This is a genomic window from Duganella sp. P38, from assembly GCF_050859475.1.
Lineage (GTDB): Bacteria > Pseudomonadota > Gammaproteobacteria > Burkholderiales > Burkholderiaceae_D > Rugamonas.
Genome location: NZ_CP193936.1, coordinates 4771015 through 4791988 on the forward strand (window position 1 = coordinate 4771015; position 20974 = coordinate 4791988).

Below are 20974 nucleotides of genomic sequence, written 5' to 3' on the forward strand. Positions count from 1 at the left end.
CCTTAATCCGGCAGGATTTCCAGGATGGCGGCGTAGCTGGCGCGGCGCGGCGCCATCTGCGGCGGCTGGCCCGGCACCGGCGCGGCGGCGGCCGGCCAGCTGCTGCTGACCATGTAGGCGCCGGCCGCCGGCAGCGTCAGCGTCAACTCGCCCTTGGCGTCGGTGCTTTGACGGATCTCGCCCAGCGTGCCGCGGTAGCGCACGCCGCCCGGGATCAGGCTCACGCCGAGGTTGGCGGCAGGCTTGCCGTCCAGCAGCAGGCGCCAGGTGACTTTTTCGCCGGCGCGCAGTTCGTTCGGATGGCCGACCGGCACCAGCTCCAGGCCCTTGCCGCTCGGCTTGAGCACATCCGTGGTCGGATCGCCGTTGGTAACAAAGGTCTCCAGGCGGCTTTCGTTGCGGGTCAGCTTGACCTCGGTGGCGTCGGCCGGCACGTCCTTGGCCAGCGACTCCTCGGTGCCGCGGAAGCGCTTGGCGTTGCCGTCCTTGTCCTTGTAGCTGCCGAACACGCTCTGCGTGACCAGCGCGATGCGGTAGGTGCCGGCCTTGCTCAGCTTCAGGTCGAAGGTGTTGCGCAGCTTGCCGTTGCTGACGTTTTCCGGCGTGACCTTGATGCCGCCAGGGCCGGTGATATCAATGCCGTCGATTTTCAGCGGCACGTGGTCGATATCGAACAGCCCTTCCGAAATGGCGGCGTCCACCGTCACCCAGGCGGCGCCGTCGCGGCCCGCTTCCACCAGCGTCGACGATGGCAGGATCCATGGCTTGTGCGCCTGCGCGTTGAGCGAGACGAACGACAGGCCGGCCAGCGCCAGCGCGATCAACGATTTATTCAATTTGGACATATCCCCGCCTGTTGTTATGGTTTGACTTGCACGACCACCGCGCCCAGCTCTTCCTTGCCCTGGCCGCTCACATTCTGCGCCGATTTAGGCGGCCATTGCAGCGGCACTTTCACCACTTCGCGGCCGCCGGCCTCGCGCGACGCCTCCACCAGCACCGTGTACTGGCCGGCCGGCAGCTTGTCCAGCGCGCCTTTCGGGATGTTCAGCGTGACTTCGCCCGGTGCGCGGGTGGCGCCCGAAACGCCGTCCAGCGGCATGGTCAGCTCGCGGCCGGTCTTGCGCCACCACTGGCGCATGTCCTTGAGCCACTTGGTGCCGGCATTGTCCTTCTTCTTGGTGTCGTACAGCACGGCCAGGTTGGCGACCACTTTCTGGTCGGCGTTCTCCAGCCACGCGGCGATGTAGGGACGGTGGTATTCGGCCACGTTCAGCTGCGGCACATCGAGTTTGAGCGCCAGATCGGCGGCCATGGCCGAAGCGCTGGCGAGTGGCAGGGTAAGCGCGATGGAGTAGCGTAATTTCATGGAGGTCCTGTCGTGAGATTAATGGATAAACAGCGCTGCGATAACTACGGGTATCAACACGCCCAGGCCCACCATCGGCCAGGTGAACGGGCGATTGGCCGCGTGGAACTTCAAAATCAGTAAGCCGGTAATGCAGAACACCAGGCACAGCACGGCGAAGATGTCGATGAACCAGTTCCATGCCGGGCCGGTGTTGCGGCCCTTGTGCACGTCGTTCAGCCACGAGATCCAGCCGCGGTCGGTGTTTTCGAATTCGGCGGCGCCGTCCTCCAGGCCGATGCGCACCCAGGCGTCGCCGCCGGCCTTCGGCATCGGCAGGTAGACCTCGTCGGCCGACCATTCGGCCGCGCGGCCGCCGGCCTGCACCTTGAAGGCCTCCTTCAGCCATTGCTCGACCGCCGGCGGCAGCGGCTCCTTGGCGCCGTCATGCTGGCCGGCGTAGCCGCGCAGCTGCGCCGTCAGCGCCTCCGGCAGCTGCGCCTGTTTGTTGGTGATGACCGGCTTGGCTTCGATCTGCGCGGCGTGGTTGAGCGTGATGCCGGTGACCGAGAACAGGAACATGCACAGCAAGCACATGGCCGAGCTGACCCAATGCCACTGGTGCAAATGCTTCAGCCAGACAGCGCGGCTGGCATTGCGGGCGGGACTGGCGCTGGGTACGCTCACGGATTTTCCTTAGGTCAAAAATACAAATGATAATGATTATCATTTGATCGGTCAATCCATCTTGTGTATCTGTTATGTAAAGTACAGTGGCGAACCGGCGGGCGCGTTAAGGTGGGCGCAACACTCTCTCTATCATGGAGGCGCATCATGCCGCTCTATTCACAGGAACAGATCAACGCCATCGCCGCCAAGGTCAAGCATGTACGCTTCGGCATGTTCACCACCATCGACGACGACCACGGCCTGACCAGCCGGCCGCTGACCGTGCAGCAGATCGATGGCGAAGGCAATATGTGGTTCTTCACCTCGGACGAGGCGGACTTTACCCACGCGCTGGCGTCGCATCCGGACGTGAACGTCAGCTTTTCCAACCCGCACGAACACCTGTACCTGTCGGTGACCGGACAAGCCTATCTGGTGCGGGACCGCGCCAAGGCGCGGGAATTGTGGAACCCGCTGGTGCGGGCATGGTATCCGCGCGGACTCGATGAGCCGCATCTGGCGCTGATACGGGTGCGGATACAAACGGCGGAGTATTGGGATGCCAGCACCAGCAAGATGAAGCAGCTGGTGCAACTGGCCAGGACGGCCGTTACCGGCCGCGCGCCCGTGGCCATGGGCAAGCACACCACCATCTGTCTTTAATCAGGACTTGGAGCGGGAGCCGGAACCGCCGCTGCGGCCGCCACGGCTGCCGCGCTGCCCCTGTTCCTGCCCCTGTTCCTGCCCCTGTTCCTGGCCCTGTTCGTCCTCGTCCTCATCCTCGTCCTCGCTGGCGCCGCCTTTGCTGCCGGCGCCGCGCGCGCCGCTGCCCGACGACGCGCTCTGGCTGCTGCGGCCCGGATCGTTCTTGTGGCTCATCGCGCCGGCGCGGCGCGCCTCTTCCGACGTGAATTCGTGCGCCGTGCCCTTCTCATGCGCGGCGCGACCGCCTTCGGCAGCGATTTCGCGCTGCTGCTCCGGGTCCATCGAAGCGAAACCGCGCTTGCTGGTATCGCCGCCCTGCTTGTTGCCTTTGTCACTGGTTGCCATGATCATCTCCTGTAGTTAAGACTTGCTCCTGCATGCGGCACAGGAGCATTCATCCTAGTTCACGGCCCAGCCAAACAATATAGGACTCCCACAGCAGCCCACGTAGGAACATTCCGGTGACCGGTAGTGCGGTTTAACCGAGACTTGATCGGGGTATCTCCAGCACCGCCTCGCCGCTGCTGACGAACACCCGCTCGCCCGGCTGCGCCAGCACCGGATGGCCGCCGGTGAAGGCGCCGAACGACGGCAGCACCATCCGTTCGGGTCCCACCAGGAAGCACGGCAGCAGCAGCGAATCCCACCCCGAGCGCAGCCGGTACACCGGGTGCACGTGCCCGGCCAGCACATACGATGGCACCATCACGTCCGGGTGATGGCAAAACGCGAACGGCCCGATCACGTGCGGCTCGTCCACCATCGCCATCGCCAGTTGCGGCGGCGGGTCGCCGGCGTGGGCGTCGTGATTGCCGCGCACCAGCGTCAACAGCAGGTCGGGATGGCGCGCGCGCCACGCCTGCATCGCCGCCAGCGTGGCCGGCGCGCGCGCCGCCCTGGCGTGCAGGAAGTCGCCGAGGAACATCACCTGGCGCACCGGCAACCGCGCAATCAAGTCGTCCAGCGCGGCCAGATTGGCGCTGGTGGTGCCGGCCGGCACCGGCACGCCGAGCGCGCGGAACGAGGCGGCCTTGCCGAAGTGGATGTCGGCGATAATCAGCATGGACTCGCGCGGCCAGTACAGCGCCTTCTGTGGCAGCATCAGCAATTGTTCGCCGGCGATCTCGATCAGGTGATTCATGGTCCTGCTGCTTTCTCCAGTTCGCGCACCAGCCGGGCCACGCGGTCCGACAGTTTTTCGGTGCTGAGTTTTTCACGGAAGCGCTCCACCATCAGCGCGAAGCCGAACGGGGTGGCGCGCTTGATGGCGTGGAAGGCGACGCCGCGCGCCTGCAATTCGAGCAGCGTGGCGCGCAGGCGGCCCAGTTCCAGTTCCTGCTCCAGCACCTCGCGCTGCGCCTGCGTCAGCAGCAGGTTGCCGGCATCGTGCTGCGTGAACACGGCAAAGAACAGCGACGACGACGCCTGCAACTGGCGCGCGCTCTTGCCCTGCCCCGGATAGCCCTGGAACACCAGCCCGGCGATGCGGGCGATTTCGCGGAAGCGGCGCTTGGACAGCTCGGTCGCGTTCAGGCTGGCCAGCACGTCCTCCAGCAGGCGTTCGGTGCTGAACAGGCCGACATCGACGCCGCGCGCCACCTGCAGCAGCGCCGCCCAGTCCAGTTCCTGCGCCGACAGCAGCTCGAAGCCGTAGTCGTTGACGGCGATGGAAAACGTCACCGGCGTCATGCGGCCGACGCGGTAAGCCAGCAGCGACGCCAGCCCCACGTGCACCGAGCGCCCGGCAAACGGATACATGAACAGGTGCCGGCCCTCGCGGCTGTGCATGGTCTCGATGACGGTGGTGTCGGCCGTCGGCAGCGACGACCAGCGCTGCTGGATTGCCAGCAGCGGCTGCAAGGCGCGCATCTCCGGTCCCTCGTAGCGGCCCTGCGTGGCCAGCCGCAACTGCGCCAGCGCCGCATGCGCCAGCTCGGACGACATCGGCATGCGCCCGCCCTGCCAGCGCGGCACAGCGCCCCTGGCGCCGGTGGCGCGGCGCACATAGGCGGTCATCTCGTGCAAGCGCACGAATTCGAGAATGCGGCCGGCGAACAGGAAATGATCGCCCTTGCGCAGCCGCGAAATAAACGATTCCTCGACGCTGCCCAGCCGCCCGCCGCTGACATACTTCACCTGCAACGACGCATCGGCAACAATGGTGCCGATGCCCATGCGGTGCCGGCGGCCCAGCGCCACATCGGGCACGCGGTAGACGCCCTGCTCGTCCGGCAGCACGCGCCGGTATTCCGGGTAGGCGACCAGCGTCTGCCCGCCGCGCGCGACAAAGTCCAGCGCCCATTGCCACTCGTCGTCTGTCAGGTTGCGGTAGGACCAGGCGGTGCGCACCTCGGCCAGCAATTCCTCGGAGCGGAAGCCGCCGCCCAGCGCGATCGTCACCAGGTGCTGCACCAGCACGTCCAGCGGCTTGTCCGGCACCGGCCGCGCTTCGATGTCGCGCGCGGCCACTGCCTGGATGGCGCCGGCCGCTTCCAGCAATTCCATGCTTTGCGTCGGCACCAGCGTCAGGCGCGAGACGCGGCCCGGCGCGTGGCCGCTGCGGCCGGCCCGTTGCAGCAGCCGCGCGATGCCTTTGGCACTGCCGATTTGCAGCACGCGTTCGACCGGCAGGAAGTCGACGCCGAGGTCCAGGCTGGAAGTGCACACCACCGCCTTCAGCTTGCCTTGCTTGATGCCCTGCTCCACCCAGTCTCGCACTTCCTTGTCCAGCGAGCCGTGATGCAGGGCGATCAGGCCGGCCCATTCGGGTCGGGCGTCCAGCATGTGCTGATACCACAGCTCCGCCTGCGAGCGGGTATTGGTGAAGACCAGCGTGCTGCCATGCTTTTCCACCTCGGCCAGCACCGGTTGCAGCATCTGCACGCCAAGGTGGCCGCCCCAGGGGAAGCGCGACGGATTTTCCGGTATCAGCGTATCGACCTCGATCTGCTTGCTGATATGGCCTTCGATGATGACGCCGTCCGGCGCCAGCACGTCGCGCGCGCGTTCAAGGTTGCCCAGCGTGGCAGACAAGCCCCACACCAGCAGCGCCGGATTCCAGCGGCGCAGCCGGGCCAGCGCCAGTTGCGTCTGCACGCCGCGCTTGTTGCCCATCAGCTCGTGCCATTCGTCGATGATAATCATCGCCAGATGCTTGAAGCGGTCGGCGGCGTCGGCGTGGCTGAGGAGCAGCGTCAGGCTTTCCGGCGTGGTGACCAGGGCGTCGGGCAGGCGCTTGTTCTGGCGGGCGCGCTGGGCGGAGCTGGTGTCGCCGGTGCGCGCCTCGACCTGCCAGTCCGGCGCGGCTTCCTGCAAGGCGCGCAAGGTGTCAGCGGCCAGCGCGCGCATCGGCGTAATCCACAGCACCCGCAAGCCGCCCGGCGCCGTGCGGCTGCCGCCAGCGCTGCCGCGCACAGCGCGCGGGCGCGGCGACGACATGGCGGCGACGCGCTGCAGCGCGGCGAACCAGACGGCGTAAGTCTTGCCGGCGCCGGTGGTCGCGTGCAGCAGGCCGGAGCGGCCGGAGGCGGCCGCCGCCCACACTGCGCGCTGGAACGGGAATGCCGTCCAGCCGCGCTCGGCGAACCAGTGTTCCGCGTTCATGGCGCTGCCAGCAGGCTTTTCAGCGACTCCAGCGTGTCGGCCTCCTCCACCTTTTTATCCTCGCGCCGGCGCAGGATGCGCGGGAAGCGCACCGCGATGCCGGACTTGTGGCGCGGCGAGCTGGCAATGCCCTCGAAGCCGATCTCGAACACCATGCTCGGCGTCACGCTGCGTACCGGGCCGAATTTCTCGATCGTGGTCTTGCGGATCGCCTGGTCCACCTGCGCGATTTCGGCGTCGGTCAGCCCCGAGTACGCCTTGGCGAACGGCACCAGCTTGCGCTCGTCATCCCACACGGCAAACGTATAGTCGGTGTACAGCGAGGCGCGCCGTCCGTGGCCGGCTTGCGCGTAGATCAGCACCGCGTCCACGCTGTACGGATCGATCTTCCATTTCCACCAGGTGCCGACGCTCTTGGTGCGGCCGACGCCGTAGCGCGCGTCGGCCGCCTTCAGCATCATGCCCTCGACGCCGCGCTCGCGCGATTCCATGCGAATGGCGGCCAGGTGCGCCCAGCTGTCCGCCACGATCAGCGGCGACAGCCGCAGCTGCGGCGCGCCTTGCAGGCTGCCGACCAGCTGTTCCAGCAACATGCGCCGCTCGGCCTGCGCCAGGTCGCGCAGGTCGCGGCCGTCGAGCTCCAGCAGGTCGTAAGCCACCATCACCGCCGGCAACTCGCCCAGCAGGCGCGCCGACACCTGCTTGCGGCCCATGCGCTTTTGCAGGTCGGCGAACGGCGCCGGGGCATGGCCGCCGTGCCAGATCAGGATTTCGCCGTCCAGCACCACGCCGTCCGGCAGGCGCAGCGCGGCCAGTTCCGGGAAGCGTTCGGTAATCAGGTCCTCGCCGCGCGACCACAGCCAGTTCTTGCCCTCGCGGCGGACCAGCTGGGCGCGCATGCCGTCGTATTTCCATTCGATTTGCCAGTCGGCCAGATCGCCCAGCGTGGCCGGGTCGCGTTCCAGCTGGTGCGCCAGGAAGAAGGGATAGGGCTGGCCGCCCCGCTGCGCCTGCTCTTCCGGCGTGTGCGCGGAGATCAGTTGCTGGAAGCCGGCGGCGGTCGGACTGACGCTGCCATCGGTCCAGCCCATCAGCCGCTGCGCGATCAGTTTGCTGTCCAGCGCGGCGATGGCGCTGAGGGCGCGCGTTACCAGCAGGCGCGAGACGCCGACGCGGAAGCCGCCCCCAATCAGCTTGGTGAGCAGGAAGCGTTCGCGCGTGTCGAGCTGGTCCCAGTAGGTGAACAGCGCGGTGCGCACCGCTTCGGGGTCGGCCCCACGCAGGGGGCGATGCCCAGTTCGATCCAGTCGGCCAGGCCGATTTCGCTCGGGTGTTTGGGCGGCGGCAGGATATGGGCGATGGTTTCGGCCAGGTCGCCGACGGCGTGGTAGCACTCGTCGAACAGCCATTCGTCGAGGCCGGCGTATTCCATCGCGTACTGGCGCAGCAGCCTGGTCGGCACCGCCTGGCGCGGCTTGCCGCCGGCGAGGAAGTAGACGGCCCAGGCGGCGTCCTGCGGCGCGGCGGTCGTGAAATAGGTCTGCAACGCCGCCAGCTTGCGGCTGGTGGAGGTGGTTTCGTCCAGCTCGGCGTAGAGCAGCGCGAAGTCACGCATGGCCCGCCTCCCCCGCGTCGTCACCGAGGTCCGCCGCGCCGCCCGAAAGCGCACGGCCGCCATCGAGCGCTCCGTCCGGCCCGGCGCTTACGCCGGCCACATCGGCGACGCCCGGGCCACCAGTTGGCGCCGCTGCGGCCGGGTTGGCGGACGCAACGGCGGTGGTCGGGACGCCGGTTGGCGTGGCTGCGCCCTCGGCTTCGTCGTCGCCGTATTCGGTGTCGAAGCCGCTGGCTTGCAGGCCTTGCTGTTGCAACCAGCGCACCAGCACCGCGATCGAGCCATGCGTGACGATCACGCGCTGGGCGCCGGTGGCGCTGATCGCCTCCAGCAAACCCGGCCAGTCGGCGTGATCGGACAGCACAAAGCCGCGGTCCACGCCGCGCCGCCGCCGCGCGCCGCGCAGCTGCATCCAGCCACTGGCAAACGCATCGCTGAAATCGCCAAAGCGCTTGATCCACGGCGACCCGGCAGCCGACGGCGGCGCCAGCACGATCGCCCTGCCCATCTCGCTCTTCGGCACATCGCCCACCATCACCGTGGACGGCAGCCACACGCCGCCCTCCCGATACACCTGATTCAAGGTCTGCACCGCGCCATGACAAATGATCGGCCCGATCGCAGGATCAAGCCCGCTGAGCAAACGCTGCGCCTTGCCGAAGCTGTAACCGAGCAGCACACTGGCGCGCCCCTGCTCCGCGTTGGCCGCCCACCAGGCGTTCACGTCATCATAGATTTCCTGCTGCGGCTGCCAGCGATAGATCGGCAGGCCAAACGTGGACTCGGTAATAAAGGTATCGCAGCGCACCGGCTCGAACGGCGCGCAGGTGCTGTCCGCCTCGACCTTATAGTCGCCGGACGCCACCCACACCTCGCCGCGATACTCCATCCGCACCTGCGCCGAACCCAGCACATGCCCGGCCGGATGCAGCGACACCGTCACGCCGTTGTGCACGACGCGCTCGCCATAAGCCAGGCCGGTGACATTGATCGGCCCCAGCCGCGACTGCATCACATTCACACCGGGCGCCGCCGTCAGATAATGCTGATGGCCGCCGCGCGCGTGGTCGCCGTGCGCATGGGTAATCACCGCCCGCTCCACCGGCCGCCAAGGGTCGATGTAAAACTGGCCGGGCACGCAGTACAGGCCCTCCTTGCGCACGATCACCATATCTGCGGGCATAAACGGCTTTCAAGTCACGATGAAAACCGATTCTCGCGTCGAGTCGCGCTCCGGTCTGTCAGCCAGCGCACCGACTCACTCGATCGGCTCCGCCATGAAGGTGATGTTGTCGTCCTCTTCGCAATCGATATGCACGCGCTCCTCGCCGATCATCAGCATGGCGTCGAGATCCAGCGCGCCCGGCGCCGGCGCCCGCGCGGCCGGCGCCGCAGGCAGCTTGGGTGGTCGCGGCGGCTCTGCGCTCTTTTTCTGGTGGACATAATTTCCCCGCTTCGGTGGTCACAACTGCCAACCAGAGTAACGCGCACAACGCAAATGCGCTATCGGATACTGCCTACAAACCGGGTAGGAAGTCCTCGTATAATCGCCGGATCGGCTACCATAGAGCCCTGTGCGCGCCCGCGCTTATCTACTGAACAACACATCATGACCTTCACCCTCAGCGACACCGCCTACGGCACCGACAGCGCCGACGCCAAAAACGCCATGTACAACGACCTGCGCCCGCAGCTGCAAGGCCTGGTCCACGGCGAAAGCGACCTGATCGCCAACACCGCCAACTTCAGCTCGCTGGTATTCAACAGCATGCCGGGCCTGAACTGGGCCGGCTTCTATTTCCTCAAGGGCGATGAACTGGTACTGGGCCCGTTCCAGGGCAAGCCAGCCTGCATCCGCATCAAGAAAGGCCGCGGCGTCTGCGGCACCACCGTGGTCGAGGGCAAAGCGATCGTCGTGCCGGACGTGCACGCCTTCCCGGGCCACATCGCCTGCGACGTCAACTCGCGTTCGGAACTGGTGGTGCCGGTGCGCGGCCCCGATGGCGCCATCGTCGGCGTGTTCGACCTCGACAGCCCGCTGCCCAACCGCTTCGACCAGACCGACGCCGAGGGCATCGAGTCGCTGGTCAAGGTGCTGGAAGCAACGCTGGCTTAAGAGCAGCCATCAGCCGCCGCGCGCGGCCTTGCTGAAGGCGTTGCGCAGCTTCGCCTCCAGCAGTTCGGCGCGCAGGCGCTCCTCCGCCTTCTCCATCTCCGGCGTGAACTCCGCGTGCGACTTGCGCTCGCAGGCCTCGCGGATTTCCAGCGTGATATCGCCCGGCTGCGGATACGGATACGCCTTGGCCCAGGCGATCGCCTCCTCGCGCGAGGCCGCCTGCACCATCCAATAGCCGGCGACCAGCTCCTTCATCTCGCCGAACGGGCCATCGACCACCGACGTCTTCGAATTGGCGTAGTGCACGCGCGCCGAGCTGGCCGTGCCTTTCAAGCCCTCGCCGGCCAGCAGCACGCCCTGCCGCACGCCGGCCTCGTTCTGCCGGGCGACGAAGTCGACCACCTCCGGCTCCAGCAGCGCGTTGGCCTCGGTGGCGCTATCGGAGCGCAGGAAAATCACATAGCGCGTCAGCTGCGCGTCACGCAGCGGCAGCGTGCCGCGCTCGTCGAAGCCGACGCCGCCGGCGTCGCGGATTTCATACACCGCACCGCTGTCGAACAGCGGCCACCAGCGCACCTGGTCGATGATGTCCTCGCGCGACTCCGCCTCCAGCAGCACGAAGCCGGCCACCAGTTCCTTGGGCGGGAACGGCCCGTGCACCTCGCTCCACACGCCGTCGCGGCGCAGCAGCCGCACCGCCTCGGCGCTGGGCCGCAGGAAGGTGCCCGGCTCCAGCGCCGGCGGTTGCATGCCTCGTTCGGTGCTCTGATTCGCGCGGCGCAGTACCATGAATTCCATTACTTCTTGCTCCAGAGTAAGTTCAACCAGTAAGGTATCACATCACTGGCAGCCCGGCGCCATCTGCTTCATCGCCGCTTCCATCTCTTCCGGCGAGACGTCGCGCAGATGGGTGGCGATCGACCAGTGGTGGCCGAACGGATCGGTGACCTGGCCATAGCGGTCGCCCCAGAACATGTCGGCCACCTCCATGCGCACCGTGGCGCCGGCGTCGACCGCCTGCCTGAACGCCGCGTCCACGTCCGGTGAATACAGGTGCAGCGTGACCGGGCTGCCGTTCAGCGCCTTCGGTCCCTTGCCGCCGTCGTAGTCGGGAAAGTCGTCGGCCAGCATGATGGTGGACTCGCCGATCTTCAGCTCGGCGTGCATGACGCGGCCGCCTTCGCCGGGCAGGCGCATAATCTCCACGGCGTCGAAGGCTTTTTTGTAGAATTCGATGGCGTCGGCGGCGCCTTCGCATACCAGGTGCGGGGTGATGGTGCTGATCATGGTGGTCTCCTCCGGTTAAAAGACCACTCTATACCCGCCGCGCGGCGGCGCCGCACGATTCGTCAGGCCAGCTGCGAAAATGTCGGTTCAGCGATACACAGTGATACATACCAGAAACAAATCTTAAGTCAACTGCCGCCGTTAAGCGGATAAAATTCTTCACTAATGTAGCACTCTGCTGCAATACAGCATTACATCCACCGGTGATTGATTAGCCTGGCTCATAAGGGCATGCATCACCACCGCATTACTCAAAATGCTGCGCCGCGTTATATTGGCCGGTCAGACTGTCCCTGGGGGTAACTTTGTGTTAATTGAAATCGTCCGCGTGGCGCTTCGGCGTCCCTACACATTCGTGGTCATGGCGCTGCTGCTGCTGATCGTCGGTCCGCTGGCGGCGCTGCGCACGCCGACCGACATTTTCCCGGACATCAAAATCCCGGTGATCGCGGTGGCCTGGCAGTACACCGGCCAGCCGCCGGACCAGATGGCCGGCCGCATCTCGACCCAGTTCCAGCGCGCGCTGACCACCACCGTCAACGACATCGAACACATCGAGGCCAACACCTTCACCGGCGTCAGCATCGTCAAGATCTTCTTCCAGCCGGGCGTCAACATCGCCGTCGCCAACGCCCAGGTGACGGCGATTTCGCAAGCGATCGTGCGCCAGATGCCGGCCGGCATCACGCCGCCGCTGGTCATCAACTACAACGCCGCCACCGTGCCCATCCTGCAGGTGGCGCTGTCCGGCAAGGGGCTGTCGGAACAGCAGCTGTCCGACCTCGGCACCAACACCGTGCGCACGCCGCTGGTCAGCGTGCCGGGCGCGGCGATCCCGCTGCCGTACGGCGGCAAGCAGCGCCAGGTGCAGATCGACGTCGACCCGGCGCTGTTGCAGGCGCGCGGCCTGTCGGCGCAGGACATCGCCAACGCGCTGGCGGCGCAGAACGTGCTGACGCCGGTGGGCACGCAGAAGATCGACAGCCTCGAATACACCATCCAGCTCAACAGCGCGCCATCGGCCATCGCCGACCTGGCGCGGCTGCCGGTGCGCGTGGTCAACGGCGCCACCATCTACCTCGGCGACATCGCCAACATCCACGACGGCAATGCGCCGCAGACCAACGTGGTGCACGTCGACGGCAGCCGCTCGGTGCTGATGTCGGTGCTGAAGAACGGCTCGGCCTCGACCCTGGCCATCGTCGACGGCGTGCGCGAGAAGATCAACACGCTCAAGGCCGGCTGGCCGGACGCGCTGACCGTCACGCCGATCAACGACCAGTCGGTGTTCGTGCGCGCCGCCATCAAGGGCGTGGCGTCGGAAGGCGTGATCGCCGCCGCGCTGACCAGCCTGATGATCCTGCTGTTCCTCGGCAGCTGGCGCTCGACCATCATCATCGCCGTCTCGATCCCGCTGTCGATCCTCGGCTCGATCATCGCGCTGTCGGCGATCGGCGAATCGCTCAACCTGATGACCCTGGGCGGCCTGGCGCTGGCGGTCGGCATCCTGGTCGACGACGCCACCGTGACCATCGAAAACATCAACTGGCACCTGGAACACGGCAAGCCGGTGGAAACCGCGATTCTCGACGGCGCCGCGCAGATCACCACGCCGGCCTTCGTCTCGCTGCTGTGCATCTGCATCGTGTTCGTGCCGATGTTCTTCCTCGACGGCGTGTCGCGCTTCCTGTTCGTGCCGATGGCCGAGGCGGTGATCTTCGCGATGATCTGCTCGTTCATCCTGTCGCGCACGCTGGTGCCGACCATGGCCAACTACCTGCTCAAGCCGCACGACACCGGCGAAGGCCACGCCCACGGCCACGGCGGCCACGGCACGCCGACGCCATCGTCCAACCCGCTGGTGCGCTTCCAGCGCGGCTTCGAGGCCCGCTTCGAGCGCCTGCGCGCCGGCTACAACGGCGTGCTGGAATCGGCCGTGCTCAACCGCAAGCGCTTCATCGTCGGCTTCCTGCTGGTGGTGGCGGCCTCGTTCACGATGGTGCCTTTCCTTGGCAGTAACTTCTTCCCGTCGGTCGACTCCGGCCAGGTGCTGATCCACGTGCGCGTTCCGGTCGGCACCCGCATCGAGGAAACCGCCGCCCGCTTCGCCCGCATCGAGCAGGCCATCCGCCGCGTGATTCCGGCCAACGAAATCGTCACGCTGACCGACAACATCGGCATGCCGGCCAGCTCGATCAACACGGTCTACAACAACACCGGCACCAGCGGCACCCACGACGGCGACTTCCAGATCGCGCTCAGCGAGGACCACCGGCCGACCGCCGAGTACGTGCGCACGCTGCGCAAGGTACTGCCGGAGCAATTCCCGGACACCACCTTCTCGTTCCCGCCGGCCGACATCGTCAGCCAGATCCTGAACTTCGGCTCGCCGGCGCCGATCGACGTGCAGATCCGCGGCGCCAAAATCGCCGACAACTACGCCTACGCCGACAGGCTGCTGAAGCGCATCCGCGCCATTCCGGGCGTGGCCGACGCCCGCATCCAGCAATCGAACAAGTCGCCGGTGTTCAACGTCGACATCGACCGCACCCAGGCGCAGCAGCTGGGCCTGACCACGCGCGACATCACCAACAGCATGGTGGTCAACCTGGCCGGCTCGTCGCAGGTGGCGCCGACCTACTGGCTCAACCCGGCCAACGGCGTCGGCTACCCGATCGTGATGCAGACGCCGCAGCCGCAGATGGACTCGCTGGCGGCGCTGGCCAACCTGCCGGTCGGCAACGGCGCCACCACCAGCGGCGCCACGCTGGGCGGCGTCGCCCGCTTCGAGCGCGGCACGCAGTCGGCCATCATCAGCCAGTACGACATCCAGTCGATGGTGCAGATCTACGCCACCACGCAGGACCGCGACCTGGCCGCCGTCGCCAAGGACATCAACCAGGCCATCGCGGACACCAAGGCCGACCTGCCGAAAGGCTCGACCGTGCAAATGCTGGGCCAGGTCAAAACCATGGACCGCGCCTTCTCCGGCCTGCTGTTCGGCCTGCTCGGCGCGGTGGTGCTGATCTACCTGCTGATCGTGGTCAACTTCCAGTCGTGGGTGGACCCGGCGGTAATCGTCTCGGCGCTGCCGGCGGCACTGGCCGGCATCGTCTGGATGCTGTTCGCCACCAACACCACGCTGTCGGTGCCGGCGCTGACCGGCGCCATCATGTGCATGGGCGTGGCCACCGCCAACTCGGTGCTGGTGATCTCGTTTGCCCGCGAACGCCTGGAGGAACTCGGCGACGCCACCAAGGCCGCGCTGGAAGCGGGCTCGGTGCGCTTCCGTCCGGTGCTGATGACGGCGCTGTCGATGATCATCGGCATGCTGCCGATGGCGCTCGGCCTGGGCGACGGCGGCGAGCAGAACGCGCCGCTGGGCCGCGCCGTCATCGGCGGCCTGATCTTCGCCACCACCGCCACGCTGCTGTTCGTGCCGGTCGTGTTCAGCCTGGTACACCGCAAGCACGCGCCCAAATCGCAATCCAACGACCAACCTATTTCCGGAGCACCTGTCCATGTCTAAACCATCTCGCACGGGTCACAAGCCGTTGGCCCTGGGTCTGATCGTTGTCGCCGCCGCGCTGGTCGCGGCCGGCGTCATCAGCCGCCGTTCGCAAGCCGAACAAGTCAAGCAAGCCAGCACGCCGGTGGTGCCGATGGTCAGCGTGATCAGCGCCGGCCAGGCCGCCGGCGCGCCGCTGGAACTGCCGGCGCGCATTGAGCCGTGGCAGCGCGCGCCGATCTACGCGCGCGTCAGCGGCTACCTGAAAAGCTGGAGCGTCGACATCGGCGCGCCGGTCAAGTCCGGCCAGACGCTGGCCGATATCGAAACGCCCGACCTCGACCAGCAACTGCTGCAAGCCAAGGCCGAACTGGCCACGGCGCGCAGCAACCTGACGCTGGCCACCAGCACCGCCAAGCGCTGGCAGGGCCTGCTGGCGGCGGACGCCGTCTCGCACCAGGAAGCCGACGAGAAGGCCGGCGACCTGGCGGCCAAGCAATCGGCGGTCAACGCCATGCAGGCCAATGTCGACCGCGTGCAGGCGCTGCAACGCTACACCCGCCTGGTGGCGCCGTTCGACGGCGTGGTCACCGCGCGCAACACCGACGTCGGCGCGCTGATCAGCGTCGGCGGCGCCGCCGGCTCGGAACTGTTCGTGGTGTCCGACATCAACCGCCTGCGCGTCTACGTCAACGTGCCGCAGCGCCAGGTGGCCGCCATCAAGGTCGGCGACAAGGCCGAGCTGAGCGTGCCTGAACGTCCGGGCAAGACCTACACCGCCACCGTGCAGTCGCTGTCGCAGGCCATCAACGCCAACTCCGGCGCCATGCTGGTGCAGCTGACCGTGCAGAACGACAGCCGCGAACTGCTGCCGGGCGGCTACGCGTCGATCCACTTCGACACGCCGCAAGCCGGCAGCGCGCTGAGCATTCCGCCAAGCGCGCTGATCTTCAATAAGGCCGGCACCCAGGTGGCCACGCTGGGCAAGGATGGCCGCGTGGTGGTGAAACCGGTCACCATCAGCCGCGACCTCGGCAGCGCGCTGGAAATCGCCGCCGGCATCGACCGCAACGACCAGGTGATCGCCAATCCGCCGGACGGCGTCGCCACCGGCGACCAGGTGCGCGTGGCCGCCGCCAACAACGCAAAGGCCAAGCTGTGAAGATTTTCTACGCCACCACCCTGGCCCTGGCGCTGGCCGCCTGCGCGCAGGCGCCGGTACAGCAGCCGCCGGCCGTGCCGCTGGCCGACAGTTTCCGCGACATTCCGGCCGGCTGGGCCGCCGCCGACGCCACCGCGCCGGCGCTGCCGGCCGACTGGTGGACCATGTACCAGGACCCGCAGCTGAACACGCTGCAACAGCAACTGATCGCCAACAGCCCGGACCTCGGTAGCGCGCTGGCGCGCTACAAGCAGGCGCAGGCCGCCACCGGCGTCGCCCGCGCGGCGCAGTCGCCGACGCTGGCCGCCTCGCTCAACGGCCAGCGCGACCGCCAGTCCGACCTGCGGCCGCTGCGCGGCGCCACCTCGCCGTCCGAATACAACAGCGGCACCTTGCAACTCGACCTCGGCTATGAAGTCGACCTGTGGGGCCGCATCGCCAGACAGGTCAGCGCCGGCGAGGCGCAGGAACAGGCGGCCGGCGCCGACCTGGCCGCCGCCCGCCTGGCGCTGCAAATCCAGCTGGCCGACACGCTGCTGGCCCTGCGCGGCGCCGACGCCGACCTCAAGCTGCTGCGCGAGACCGAGGCCGCCTACCGGCGCCAGGCCGAGCTGATGACGCTGCGCCACGACGGCGGCACCGCCTCCGGCCTCGACCTGGCGCGCGCCGAGACGCAGCTGGAATCGACCCGCTCGCTGCTGCGCCAGCGCACGGCGCAGCGCAATGTGCAGGAACACGCGATCGCCGCGCTGGTTGGCGCCAACGCCGCCAGTTTCAGCGTCGCCCCGGACGACGGCACGGCCTTTGTTACGCCGGTGCTGCCGGTCGGCGTGCCGTCGCAATTGCTGCAACGCCGCCCGGACATCGCCGCCGCCGCCTTCCGCGTGGCGGCCGCCAGCGACCAGCTGGGCGTGGCGCACACGGCGCTGTTCCCGTCGCTGACGCTGGGCCTGACCGGCGGCTACCAGACCAGCGATTTCGACCGCTTCGCGCGCGCCTCCAACCTGTTCTGGGCGGTCGGGCCGACGCTGGCGGTCAACCTGCTGGACGGCGGCCGCCGCAAGGCGCAGATCGCCGGCGCCGAGGCCTCGCTGGACGAGGCCGGCCAGCGCTACCGCGCCGTGGTGCTGGGGGCGTTCCAGCAGGTCGAGGACCAGCTGACCCTGCTCAACAACTATGAGCAGGCGGCCAGGTCCGACCATCTGGCGGCCGCCGCCGCGCAGCGCGCGCTGGACCTGGCCACCAAGCGCTACGACCAGGGCGCGGCCAGCTACCTGGAAGTGGTGACGGCGCAGACGGCCTACCTGCAGTCGCGCCGCAGCGAGCTGGACCTGACCACCCGCTACCGCCAGGCCGGCGTGCAGCTGGTCAAGGCCATCGGCGGCGGCTGGCGCGGCGGCTGACGGCGTTTTCGCGCCCGCCGTCGTTTTCGCGCAGGCGGCAACCCATGCGGCCTATGGGTTCCCGCCTGCGCGGGAACGACGTCTCACCAGCGAGACAGGCGAACTTGGCGGCATGGCGCTACAATGTCAGCGTCGAATGACCAACCAAGGAGTTAAATGATGGCTGCAAAACCAATCAAGATCGATATCGGTCTGACCGAAAAAAGCCGTGCCAAGATCGCCGCCGGCCTGTCCGGCCTGCTGGCCGACAGCTACACGCTGTACCTGATGACGCACAACTTCCACTGGAACGTCAAAGGTCCGATGTTCAACTCGCTGCACCAGATGTTCATGACGCAGTACAGCGAACAATGGGCCGCGCTGGACCAGATCGCCGAGCGCATCCGCGCGCTGGGCTACCCGGCGCCCGGCACCTACGCCCAGTTCGCCAAACTGGCCACCATCAAGGAAGTCGAAGGCGTGCCGGTCGCGCTGGACATGGTGCGCCACCTGGTGGCAGCGCAGGAAGCCACCGCGCGCACCGCGCGCAAGCTGCTGCCGGTGGTCGACGAGGCCGACGACCAGCCAACCGCCGACCTGCTGACCCAGCGCCTCGACGTCCACGAAAAAACCGCGTGGATGCTGCGCAGCCTGCTGGAAGAGTAATCCCCTAGCCGGCCGGCGCGCGGTCCGCGCTATCGCCGTGTTGCGCCGCGCCGTCGAGCCGCTGCGCCGGCGGCGCCAGGCCGGCGCGCTCGGCCAGCGCATCGACCGCCTCCGCAATATCATCCTGCGCCAGGTGCGGCAGCATATGCCCCATGCCCGGCAACAGCGTCAGCTCGCTGTCCGCCAGCATCCGGTGCAGCCGTTCCGAATGGCGGTGCGGGTCGATCACCTTGTCGCCCTCGCCAGCCATGACGCCGACCGGCATTTGCAACTGCCCGTAGCGCCCCTCCAGCGCCGCCGCGCCGGGGATCATCAGCGCCGCCTCGGACGCGGTGGCACGCACCTGCCTGGGCCGCAGCAGCATCCACGGCGGCTCCCTGCGAAAACTGTCGGGCACCGTGGCCGGGCTGAACATGCCCTTGGCCGTCAGCGGCCACGCCAGCCGCCCGCACAGCGGCGACACCGTATAACGCATCATATCGCCCAGCACGGGAATGGCCGGCAGCGCCGCCAGCGGCACGTCGAGCCGCGGCCCCGGATAGTAGTAGCCGGACAGCAGCAGCAGGCCGCGCACGCGCGCCGGCTCCTGCAAGCCCATCGCCAACGCCACCAGCGTGCCCCACGAGTGCCCCAGCACCAGGTACTCGTCGGCGCCCAGCTGGCGCAGCGCCTGGTGCAACAGCGTGGCCTGCGCGTCCGGCGTCCAGCTGATGTCGCGCGGCCGCTCGCTGTAGCCGAAGCCGGGGCGGTCGAAGGCGATCACGCGGTACTGCGGGGCCAGCCTTTCGATCAGGCCGCTGAGGCGGAAATCGTCGGCCATCACCATATTGCCGTGCAGGAGCACCAGCGCCGGGCCTGCGCCCTGCTCGAGGTAATGCAGGCGCACGCCGTCGACATCGATGAACCGGCCAGTGGGGGGATGTTGGCGTTCGGCGCGCGCGCTTTGCGTGCGCACCGCAATATAGGCGGCGGCCAGTGCGGCCAGGGTAAGCAGGCCGGCGTTGCGCCAGCCCGTGCTCTTGCTTGATGTGGTAGCTAAGTCTTGCATCGCGCCCTCCGGTCAAATCTATCTGACCCGGCCAGCGCGATGCGAGTTCCTCAGATCAGAACTCTTCCCATTCCTGGCTCTCGTCGGCCGGCGCCTTGCGTGGCGCGCCCGACGGGCCGGCGGCCGGCTTGGCGCTGGCGGCCGGCTTGGCGGCCGGCTTCGGCGCCAGCTTCAGCGCCGGCTTGCGGACCGGCGCGGCGGCAGGCGTGGCGCGGGCCACCGGCGCGCTGGCGGTGCGGCGCGGCGCGATGTTGCCGCCTTCCACCTGGAACACGGCCACCATCTCGGCCAGCTTGACGGCCTGCTCCTGCATCGCCTGCGAGGCGGCGGCCGCTTCTTCGACCAGCGCGGCGTTCTGCTGCGTGACGGTGTCCATCTCGGCCACGGCGGTGTTGATCTGCTCGATACCGATTTCCTGTTCGCGGCCGGCCGAGCTGATCTCGCTGATGATGTCGGTCACGCGCTTGACGCTGGTGACGATCTCTTCCATCGTGGTGCCGGCTTCGTTGACCAGCGCGCTGCCGCTGCCGACCTTCTCCACCGAATCGGTAATCAGCGCCTTGATGTCCTTGGCGGCAGCCGCCGAGCGTTGCGCCAGGTTGCGCACCTCGGTGGCGACCACGGCGAAGCCGCGGCCCTGCTCGCCCGCACGGGCCGCTTCCACGGCGGCGTTCAGCGCCAGGATGTTGGTCTGGAAGGCGATGCCGTCGATCACGCCGATGATGTCGGCGATCTTGTCGGACGATTGCGTGATCGAGCCCATGGTTTCGATCACGCGCGTGACCAGCTCGCCGCCCTTGACGGCGATGTCGGACGCCGACGTCGCCAGCGTGTTGGCCTGGCGCGCGTTGTCGGAATTCTGGCGCACGGTCGAGGTCAGCTCTTCCAGCGACGACGCGGTTTCCTCCAGGCTGGCGGCCTGCTGTTCAGTGCGGCGCGACAGGTCCAGGTTGCCGGCGGCGATCTCGCTCGACGCGGTGGCGATGGCGTCGCTGCCTTCGCGCACGCTGCGCACGGTGCCGGCCAGGCGTTCCTGCATCTGCTGCAGGCCCAGCATCATCTCGCCCATTTCATCCTTGCGGCCCAGCTCGATGCGGTTGGACAGGTTGCCATGCGCCATGGCCTGGAAGTGGCCGATGGCCTGGTTCAGCGGGCCCATGACGGCGCGCAGCAGCAGCATGCCGGACACGGCGGCCAGCACGATGCCGGCCACGATGGCGCCGATCGCCAGCACCATGTTGCGGTTGTAGGCGGCCTGGCTGGCTTCGTACTGCTCGGCGGTAGCCTTCAGCTGGTAGGTCGACAGTTTTTCCGAGCTGTCGGTATACAGGCGGAACAGGCGCGTGACTTCGCTCAGCATCAGGCGGTCGATTTCCGGCTTGTTCTTCTCGGTGATGGCCTTGATGGCGGCCTGCAAGCCATCCTTGATCAGCGCGGCACGCTGCGCGGCCACCTGGTCGGCCAGCTGCTTTTCGCCGTCGCCGAACGGCAGCGAGTAATAGCTATTCCAGAACTTGTCGCTGCCCTCGATGAAGCCGAGGGTGCGTTGCAGCGTCTCCGGCACGTTGGCCGCGTCCGGCGCCAGCGCGATCCGGTCCAGCGACAGGCGCGCGCGGTCAATCTGGATCTGCGTCTCGTAAATGGCCTTCATCGACACCATGGAATTACTGTAGACATCCTTCAGCACGCTGTTGGATGTTTGCAACGCCGTGATGCCTTTGACGCCGATAAAAATAATGAGTACGCCGAGCAGGGCCATGGTGCCGACCAGCCGGGTACGAATCTTCAGGTTAGCAAACATGAAAGTTTCCTATTTGAGTGAGCTATGAGAATTCGGACACGGCGGGGGTGCGGCCGTCAATTTG

General features: G+C 67.4%; 20 protein-coding genes. 7 read left to right on the top strand and 13 right to left on the bottom strand.

What is annotated here, in order from left to right:
- Positions 1-2: 2 nt before the first annotated feature.
- Genes ACRQ5J_RS22230 through ACRQ5J_RS22240 form a run of 3 tightly spaced genes read right to left on the bottom strand, consistent with a single transcriptional unit; the run spans position 3 to position 2035 of the window.
- Positions 3-845 (bottom strand): DUF4198 domain-containing protein, encoded by an 843-nt coding sequence (locus ACRQ5J_RS22230; RefSeq protein ID WP_432379859.1) that lies wholly within the window; start codon positions 843-845, stop codon positions 3-5.
- A gap of 14 nt (positions 846-859) precedes the next feature.
- Positions 860-1369, bottom strand: a complete 510-nt coding sequence (locus ACRQ5J_RS22235; RefSeq protein WP_432379861.1) for a DUF2271 domain-containing protein — start codon at positions 1367-1369, stop codon at positions 860-862.
- 18 nt (positions 1370-1387) lie between these two features.
- Positions 1388-2035, bottom strand: coding sequence for a PepSY-associated TM helix domain-containing protein (locus tag ACRQ5J_RS22240; protein WP_432379863.1), 648 nt, complete (start codon positions 2033-2035; stop codon positions 1388-1390).
- A 147-nt stretch (positions 2036-2182) separates the two neighbouring features.
- On the opposite strand from ACRQ5J_RS22240, the gene ACRQ5J_RS22245 reads away from it, so the two are divergent.
- Complete coding sequence (locus tag ACRQ5J_RS22245; protein WP_432379865.1) at positions 2183-2680, top strand: pyridoxamine 5'-phosphate oxidase family protein; 498 nt, start codon at positions 2183-2185, stop codon at positions 2678-2680.
- Here ACRQ5J_RS22245 and ACRQ5J_RS22250 read toward each other — a convergent pair whose 3' ends face one another.
- The 6 genes from ACRQ5J_RS22250 to ACRQ5J_RS22275 all read right to left on the bottom strand — a co-directional run bounded on the left by ACRQ5J_RS22250 (position 2681) and on the right by ACRQ5J_RS22275 (position 9123).
- Positions 2681-3067 (bottom strand): KGG domain-containing protein, encoded by a 387-nt coding sequence (locus tag ACRQ5J_RS22250; protein WP_432379867.1) that lies wholly within the window; start codon positions 3065-3067, stop codon positions 2681-2683. It lies immediately after the preceding gene.
- A 133-nt stretch (positions 3068-3200) separates the two neighbouring features.
- The gene (pdeM, locus tag ACRQ5J_RS22255) at positions 3201-3863 is read right to left on the bottom strand and encodes a ligase-associated DNA damage response endonuclease PdeM (protein WP_432379869.1); all 663 of its coding nucleotides are present in this window, start codon (positions 3861-3863) and stop codon (positions 3201-3203) included.
- Positions 3860-6325: a ligase-associated DNA damage response DEXH box helicase gene (locus tag ACRQ5J_RS22260; protein ID WP_432379871.1), complete on the bottom strand. Its 2466-nt coding sequence runs from the start codon at positions 6323-6325 to the stop codon at positions 3860-3862. The genes pdeM and ACRQ5J_RS22260 overlap by 4 nt, the downstream gene beginning before the upstream one ends.
- Positions 6322-7632 carry an ATP-dependent DNA ligase gene (locus tag ACRQ5J_RS22265; RefSeq protein ID WP_432383712.1) on the bottom strand — a complete coding sequence of 437 codons (1311 nt, stop codon included), beginning with the start codon at positions 7630-7632 and terminating at the stop codon, positions 6322-6324. Before ACRQ5J_RS22265 ends, ACRQ5J_RS22260 begins: the two co-directional genes overlap by 4 nt.
- Positions 7515-7940 carry a hypothetical protein gene (locus tag ACRQ5J_RS22270; protein ID WP_432379872.1) on the bottom strand — a complete coding sequence of 142 codons (426 nt, stop codon included), beginning with the start codon at positions 7938-7940 and terminating at the stop codon, positions 7515-7517. The genes ACRQ5J_RS22265 and ACRQ5J_RS22270 overlap by 118 nt, the downstream gene beginning before the upstream one ends.
- On the bottom strand, positions 7933-9123 hold the full coding sequence (locus ACRQ5J_RS22275) for a ligase-associated DNA damage response exonuclease (protein ID WP_432379874.1): 1191 nt from the start codon (positions 9121-9123) through the stop codon (positions 7933-7935). The genes ACRQ5J_RS22270 and ACRQ5J_RS22275 overlap by 8 nt, the downstream gene beginning before the upstream one ends.
- Between ACRQ5J_RS22275 and ACRQ5J_RS22280 the strand changes: the two genes are divergently transcribed.
- Both ACRQ5J_RS22280 and ACRQ5J_RS22285 read left to right on the top strand, forming a co-directional pair.
- Entirely contained in the window at positions 9095-9385 is a 291-nt protein-coding gene (locus tag ACRQ5J_RS22280) for a hypothetical protein (protein WP_432379876.1), read from the top strand. The two genes, ACRQ5J_RS22275 and ACRQ5J_RS22280, sit on opposite strands and share 29 nt — an antisense overlap.
- Before the next feature lie 164 nt (positions 9386-9549).
- On the top strand, positions 9550-10056 hold the full coding sequence (locus ACRQ5J_RS22285; RefSeq protein ID WP_432379878.1) for a GAF domain-containing protein: 507 nt from the start codon (positions 9550-9552) through the stop codon (positions 10054-10056).
- 9 nt (positions 10057-10065) lie between these two features.
- Here ACRQ5J_RS22285 and ACRQ5J_RS22290 read toward each other — a convergent pair whose 3' ends face one another.
- Positions 10066-10854, bottom strand: a complete 789-nt coding sequence (locus ACRQ5J_RS22290; protein ID WP_432379880.1) for a YciI family protein — start codon at positions 10852-10854, stop codon at positions 10066-10068.
- 42 nt (positions 10855-10896) lie between these two features.
- A complete protein-coding gene (locus ACRQ5J_RS22295; protein WP_432379881.1) occupies positions 10897-11343 on the bottom strand; it encodes a VOC family protein in 447 nt (148 codons plus the stop codon).
- Positions 11344-11650: 307 nt separating this feature from the next.
- Between ACRQ5J_RS22295 and ACRQ5J_RS22300 the strand changes: the two genes are divergently transcribed.
- From ACRQ5J_RS22300 to ACRQ5J_RS22315, 4 genes are all read left to right on the top strand, one after another.
- The gene (locus ACRQ5J_RS22300) at positions 11651-14872 is read left to right on the top strand and encodes an efflux RND transporter permease subunit (protein ID WP_432379883.1); all 3222 of its coding nucleotides are present in this window, start codon (positions 11651-11653) and stop codon (positions 14870-14872) included.
- Positions 14865-16013, top strand: coding sequence for an efflux RND transporter periplasmic adaptor subunit (locus ACRQ5J_RS22305; RefSeq protein ID WP_432379885.1), 1149 nt, complete (start codon positions 14865-14867; stop codon positions 16011-16013). The genes ACRQ5J_RS22300 and ACRQ5J_RS22305 overlap by 8 nt, the downstream gene beginning before the upstream one ends.
- A complete protein-coding gene (locus tag ACRQ5J_RS22310; RefSeq protein ID WP_432379887.1) occupies positions 16010-17416 on the top strand; it encodes an efflux transporter outer membrane subunit in 1407 nt (468 codons plus the stop codon). The genes ACRQ5J_RS22305 and ACRQ5J_RS22310 overlap by 4 nt, the downstream gene beginning before the upstream one ends.
- Before the next feature lie 156 nt (positions 17417-17572).
- On the top strand, positions 17573-18061 hold the full coding sequence (locus ACRQ5J_RS22315) for a Dps family protein (RefSeq protein ID WP_432379888.1): 489 nt from the start codon (positions 17573-17575) through the stop codon (positions 18059-18061).
- Positions 18062-18065: 4 nt separating this feature from the next.
- On the opposite strand, the gene ACRQ5J_RS22320 is transcribed toward ACRQ5J_RS22315, so the two are convergent.
- Entirely contained in the window at positions 18066-19109 is a 1044-nt protein-coding gene (locus ACRQ5J_RS22320) for an alpha/beta fold hydrolase (protein WP_432379890.1), read from the bottom strand.
- Positions 19110-19164: 55 nt separating this feature from the next.
- Positions 19165-20910: a methyl-accepting chemotaxis protein gene (locus tag ACRQ5J_RS22325; RefSeq protein ID WP_432379892.1), complete on the bottom strand. Its 1746-nt coding sequence runs from the start codon at positions 20908-20910 to the stop codon at positions 19165-19167.
- Positions 20911-20974 lie beyond the last annotated feature (64 nt).

Coding starts and splice junctions, on each gene's coding strand:
- ACRQ5J_RS22230 (WP_432379859.1), bottom strand. CDS start 845: ATGTCCAAATTGAATAAATCGTTGATCGCGCTGGCGCTGGCCGGCCTG.
- ACRQ5J_RS22235 (WP_432379861.1), bottom strand. CDS start 1,369: ATGAAATTACGCTACTCCATCGCGCTTACCCTGCCACTCGCCAGCGCT.
- ACRQ5J_RS22245 (WP_432379865.1), top strand. CDS start 2,183: ATGCCGCTCTATTCACAGGAACAGATCAACGCCATCGCCGCCAAGGTC.
- ACRQ5J_RS22250 (WP_432379867.1), bottom strand. CDS start 3,067: ATGGCAACCAGTGACAAAGGCAACAAGCAGGGCGGCGATACCAGCAAG.
- pdeM (WP_432379869.1), bottom strand. CDS start 3,863: ATGAATCACCTGATCGAGATCGCCGGCGAACAATTGCTGATGCTGCCA.
- ACRQ5J_RS22260 (WP_432379871.1), bottom strand. CDS start 6,325: ATGAACGCGGAACACTGGTTCGCCGAGCGCGGCTGGACGGCATTCCCG.
- ACRQ5J_RS22270 (WP_432379872.1), bottom strand. CDS start 7,940: ATGCGTGACTTCGCGCTGCTCTACGCCGAGCTGGACGAAACCACCTCC.
- ACRQ5J_RS22275 (WP_432379874.1), bottom strand. CDS start 9,123: ATGCCCGCAGATATGGTGATCGTGCGCAAGGAGGGCCTGTACTGCGTG.
- ACRQ5J_RS22285 (WP_432379878.1), top strand. CDS start 9,550: ATGACCTTCACCCTCAGCGACACCGCCTACGGCACCGACAGCGCCGAC.
- ACRQ5J_RS22290 (WP_432379880.1), bottom strand. CDS start 10,854: ATGGAATTCATGGTACTGCGCCGCGCGAATCAGAGCACCGAACGAGGC.
- ACRQ5J_RS22295 (WP_432379881.1), bottom strand. CDS start 11,343: ATGATCAGCACCATCACCCCGCACCTGGTATGCGAAGGCGCCGCCGAC.
- ACRQ5J_RS22305 (WP_432379885.1), top strand. CDS start 14,865: ATGTCTAAACCATCTCGCACGGGTCACAAGCCGTTGGCCCTGGGTCTG.
- ACRQ5J_RS22315 (WP_432379888.1), top strand. CDS start 17,573: ATGATGGCTGCAAAACCAATCAAGATCGATATCGGTCTGACCGAAAAA.
- ACRQ5J_RS22320 (WP_432379890.1), bottom strand. CDS start 19,109: ATGCAAGACTTAGCTACCACATCAAGCAAGAGCACGGGCTGGCGCAAC.
- ACRQ5J_RS22325 (WP_432379892.1), bottom strand. CDS start 20,910: ATGTTTGCTAACCTGAAGATTCGTACCCGGCTGGTCGGCACCATGGCC.